Genomic DNA, 4,289 nt, shown 5'->3' on the forward strand with positions numbered 1-4,289 from the left:
AAGCGATACGCAGCGGTGCCGGCGCCCGACGATCGTGAAGGTACCGTTAATTGATGAACGAACCGCAAATGTTCATCGTAAAACTGCGGTTAGTTTGTATCCATCCCGAACAGCCGGATGAACCGCCCCACCCGGAAGTGTATCTGATTGCTCGCGAAGAGCGAATTCGCGACAATTTTCTGCAATTTAATCCAGCCTTTACCGTGATCAAGAAGTGGGCGATGAGCCCGGATTTACGCAATCGAATTAACTGCGCTGCAATTTCCCGATCATAGGGTTCGGCCATGGTCACGGTGCTGAGACGCCGACACGACCACAATGACTTCGCCAGTCACCCTAATGGAGCTAATCCGATGAAGACCCTCGTTTCGCGTTTCCTCAAGGACGAATCCGGCGCCACCGCCATCGAATACGGCCTGATCGCCGCCGGCATCGCCGTCGTGATCATCACCGTCGTCAAGGGCATCGGCACCAACCTCGTGACCAAGTTCACGTCCGTTCAGACCGGCCTCCAGTAAGCTGTCCGGACGATCAATCAAGGCCTCGGTCCCCGGGGCCTTTTTTGATTCCTATCCGCGGCCGTGCCGACACCATCCTGTGTAGTTGCGTCCAATGTCCGATCGCCCTCCGCCGCCGCCCGCGCTGCACGGCCCCGCCGCGCGCGAGATCGTGACTCTCCAGACGATCTGCCTCGCGCTGATCCTGGCGATTGCGACGATTGCCGTTCGGATCGCCGCAAACTGGTAAGCCTGCGTTTCCTGATCTTTCACCTCCGCCGCCTAATCTAGCGTGATACCGAGCCGGCACATCGATGCCGGTGCCCGTGACGTAAGCGCCCGGAAGGATGACGATGATCGCTGATCTCCTGCGACTCACACTATTCCCGGCCTTGATGGCGTTCGCTGCGTCGAGCGATCTGTTCACGATGACGATCTCGAACCGGGTATCGCTGCTGCTGGTCGCCGGATTCGCCGTGCTGGCGCCGCTCACGGGGTTCAGCGTTTACGAAATCTTCATGCATGTCGGAGCCGGCCTGACGGTGCTGGCGGTCGCGTTCACATGCTTCGCTCTGGGCTGGATCGGCGGCGGCGACGCCAAGGTCGTGGCCGCTGCCGCGCTTTGGTTCGGCTTCGATCACCTGCTCGAGTATCTGCTCTACGCCTCGATCTTCGGCGGCGCGCTGACGCTGCTGTTGCTTGGCTTCCGGGAATATCCGCTGCCGTACAGGCTCGCCACACAAGGCTGGCTGCTGAAGCTGCACGACAAAGAGACCGGCATTCCCTACGGCATCGCGCTCGCGACCGGCGCGCTGATGGTCTACCCGGAGACCCAGTGGATCAGCGCCGTGGATCTGTCGCGGTTCGTCTTCAACTGACGAGGCGGAAGAGCTCGTTAACGCGATTTAGATACGCCTCATTAACCATGCTTTGACGATTAGCTGGTCAACTCCCGTTGCTGTGGCGGGTCAGCTCGCCAAGTCATGCGGAAAGTGAAGCGTAATGAATACGGCCCGGATCGTCGTCCTCAGCATTGCCATCGGCGCCGGCGGCCTCGCCGCCTATCTGGCCAGCGGCAGTGCGCCGGAGCCCACTGCGGCGCCGAAGGAGCCGGCTGCGAAAGTCGAAACCGTCGACGTTCTCGTCGCCAAGAGCGATATCGCGCTCGGCCAGCCGGTCGGACCGGGCGACGTCCAATGGCAGGTGTGGCCGTCTCAGTCCGCCAGCTCGAGCTTCATCACCCGCCGCGACCGTCCCAACGCCACCACCGAGCTCGCCGGCGCGATTGCCCGTTCGCCCTTCATCGCCGGCGAACCGATCCGCGATCAGAAGCTGGTCATGGCCAAGGGCTCGGGCTTCATGGCGGCCATCCTGCCCAGCGGCATGCGGGCGATCTCGACCGAGATCTCACCGGAAACCGGTGCCGGCGGTTTCATCCTGCCGAACGACCGCGTCGACGTGATCCTGTCCAAGCGCGAGAAGAACCCCGACCGTGCCGGCGGCGGCGACGTCGTCAATTCCGAAATCATTCTCAGCAACGTCCGCGTCCTGGCGATCGACCAGACCATCGAGGACAAGAACGGCCAGAAGGTCGTGGTCGGCAAGACCGCCACACTCGAGCTGAAGCCGGAGCAGGCCGAATTCCTGGCGCGGGCACGGCAGAGCGGCAGCCTGTCGCTCGCGCTGCGCAGCCTCGCCGACGCCAGAGATGCGGCGCCGAAAGAAGACGATCGCACCAGCAAGCGCGACAGCATCAACGTGGTGAGGTTCGGTGTGCCGACCACCACGACGACGCAGAAGTAATCAGAGGCCGGATATGAACCGCGGCACCAACCAACCAGTCGTCCGGGGAATGCGTGGCAAGGCCTTGGCGCTTGCCACGGCCGCGGTGCTCGGCGCGCTGCCGGCATTCGCGCCGCCGGGGCCAGCGATTATCGCGCGGTGCCGATGCCCACGAGCGGCAGCGGTCTGAACGCGCGTCCTCTGGCGCTCGGTATCGGCAAGTCGATCGTGGTCGACCTGCCGCGCGACATCAAGGATGTGCTGGTGGCCGATCCGAAGATCGCCAATGCGGTGATCCGTTCGGCGCAGCGCGCCTACATCATCGGCGCCGCCGTCGGCCAGACCAACATCGTGTTTTTCGACGGCAGCGGTCAGCAGATCGCGGCCTACGATATCGCCGTGACGCGCGACCTCAACGGCATTCGTGCCGCGCTGAAGCAGGCGATCCCCAATGGCGAAATCCAGGTCGAAGGTCTCGGCGAAGGCGTGATGCTGACCGGCACCGTCGCCACCTCGATCGAAGCGCAGCAGGCGACGGACCTCGCCACACGGCTGGTCGGCGACGAGAAGAAGGTGTCGAACAATATCGTCGTCCGCGGCCGTGACCAGGTGATGCTGAAGATCACCGTCGCCGAAGTCCAGCGCAACGTCGTGAAGCAGCTCGGCGTGGATCTCAGCGCCAATCTCAACTACGGCACCGCGGTGGTGAAGTTCACCAACACCAACCCGTTCACCCAATCGGGTCAGGCACTGGTCAGCGGCAATGCGCTGACCACCAGTTTCGGATCGGCGCCGTCGGTGACCGCGACGCTGAAGGCGATGGAGAGCGCCGGCGTGGTCCGCACCCTCGCCGAGCCGAATTTGACGGCGATTTCCGGCGAGCCCGCGAGCTTCCTGGCCGGCGGCGAGTTCCCGGTGCCGAGCGGCGTCACCTGCACCAATTCCGTGTGTACGCCGAGCGTGACCTTCAAGAAGTTCGGCATCCTGCTCAACTTCACCCCGGTGGTGATGAGCGCCGGCCGCATCAGCCTCAAAGTCGCGACCGAAGTGTCGGAAGTGTCGAGCGACAACTCGATCTCGATCAGCGGACTGTCGGTGCCGTCGATCAAGAGCCGGCGGGTCGAGAGCACGGTCGAAATCCCCTCCGGCGGCTCGCTGGCGATGGCCGGCTTGATCCAGGAGCAGACCAAGCAGGCGATCAACGGCCTGCCGGGCATGACCCAGATCCCGGTGCTCGGCACGCTGTTCCGCAGCCGTGACTACATCAACCGCCAGACCGAACTGATGGTGCTGGTGACGCCCTACATCGTCCGTGCCGTGGCTCAGAAGGATCTGTCACGCCCCGACGACGGCTTCGCCGACGCCTCCGATCCGCAGTCGGATCTGCTCGGCAACATCAACCGGTTGTACGGCGCGCCGGGCCGCGCCGAACCGGCGCAGCCGTATCGCGGCCGCGTCGGCTTCATCACCGATTAGGGCGAGGACAAGATGGCAGTTACCAGACCGGTCCACGCCAAGACCTTCCACCTCAAGCGCGGCCTCCTCATCGGGGCCGCCTTGATCGGCTTGGGCGCCTCACTCGGCGCTTGCACCCACACGTCCGACACCGTCGACATCACCGCCAGCGTGCCGCCGACCGACTATCGGCTGCGCCATCCGATCGCGATCCGCGAAGGCGACCGCACCATCGTGGTGTTCGTCGGCAACGGCCGCGGCGGCCTGACCAGCCCGCAGCGCGACGACGTCGTCGCTTTCGGCCAGGACTGGATGCGCGAAGGCACCGGGACAATCATCGCCGAAGTGCCGACCAACACGCCGAATGCCCGCGCGGCTTCGGACTCTCTGCGCGAGATCCAGGGCGTGCTGGCCGCGCAGGGCGTTCCGCCGCGCGGCGTCATGGTCAAGCAATATCGTCCGGCCGATCCGCGCACCTTCGCGCCGATCCGCCTGATCTATCCGCGTGTCACCGCCGAAGCCGGCCCCTGCGGCCTTTGGCCCGAGACCTCGCCC

Annotated in this window: 6 protein-coding genes and 1 pseudogene; all 7 read left to right on the top strand. The window is 64.4% G+C overall.

Annotated elements, in window-relative coordinates:
- The first annotated feature begins 53 nt into the window (after positions 1 to 53).
- Positions 54 to 275 carry a hypothetical protein gene (locus tag I5M_RS32035; protein WP_148287830.1) on the top strand — a complete coding sequence of 74 codons (222 nt, stop codon included), beginning with the start codon at positions 54 to 56 and terminating at the stop codon, positions 273 to 275.
- Between the two features lie 78 nt (positions 276 to 353).
- Positions 354 to 518 carry a Flp family type IVb pilin gene (locus tag I5M_RS31230; RefSeq protein ID WP_083909513.1) on the top strand — a complete coding sequence of 55 codons (165 nt, stop codon included), beginning with the start codon at positions 354 to 356 and terminating at the stop codon, positions 516 to 518.
- 94 nt (positions 519 to 612) lie between these two features.
- On the top strand, positions 613 to 747 hold the full coding sequence (locus tag I5M_RS34025) for a hypothetical protein (RefSeq protein ID WP_022720517.1): 135 nt from the start codon (positions 613 to 615) through the stop codon (positions 745 to 747).
- A gap of 103 nt (positions 748 to 850) precedes the next feature.
- Positions 851 to 1,375, top strand: a complete 525-nt coding sequence (locus I5M_RS05665) for a prepilin peptidase (RefSeq protein ID WP_031335489.1) — start codon at positions 851 to 853, stop codon at positions 1,373 to 1,375.
- 124 nt (positions 1,376 to 1,499) lie between these two features.
- Positions 1,500 to 2,300, top strand: a complete 801-nt coding sequence (gene cpaB, locus I5M_RS05670) for a Flp pilus assembly protein CpaB (protein ID WP_022720519.1) — start codon at positions 1,500 to 1,502, stop codon at positions 2,298 to 2,300.
- A gap of 13 nt (positions 2,301 to 2,313) precedes the next feature.
- Positions 2,314 to 3,755: pseudogene (locus I5M_RS29245) on the top strand (type II and III secretion system protein family protein).
- Positions 3,756 to 3,767: 12 nt separating this feature from the next.
- Positions 3,768 to 4,289: CpaD family pilus assembly protein (locus tag I5M_RS05680; RefSeq protein WP_022720521.1), on the top strand; the 522-nt coding region annotated here is incomplete at its 3' end.

This window comes from Rhodopseudomonas sp. B29 (assembly GCF_000333455.1).
Classification (GTDB): Bacteria; Pseudomonadota; Alphaproteobacteria; order Rhizobiales; family Xanthobacteraceae; genus Rhodopseudomonas.

What these genes read in the sequence shown, in the direction of transcription:
- I5M_RS31230 (WP_083909513.1), top strand. Translation starts at nt 354, where the DNA reads ATGAAGACCCTCGTTTCGCGTTTCCTCAAGGACGAATCCGGCGCCACC.
- I5M_RS34025 (WP_022720517.1), top strand. Translation starts at nt 613, where the DNA reads ATGTCCGATCGCCCTCCGCCGCCGCCCGCGCTGCACGGCCCCGCCGCG.
- cpaB (WP_022720519.1), top strand. Translation starts at nt 1,500, where the DNA reads ATGAATACGGCCCGGATCGTCGTCCTCAGCATTGCCATCGGCGCCGGC.
- I5M_RS32035 (WP_148287830.1), top strand. Translation starts at nt 54, where the DNA reads ATGAACGAACCGCAAATGTTCATCGTAAAACTGCGGTTAGTTTGTATC.
- I5M_RS05665 (WP_031335489.1), top strand. Translation starts at nt 851, where the DNA reads ATGATCGCTGATCTCCTGCGACTCACACTATTCCCGGCCTTGATGGCG.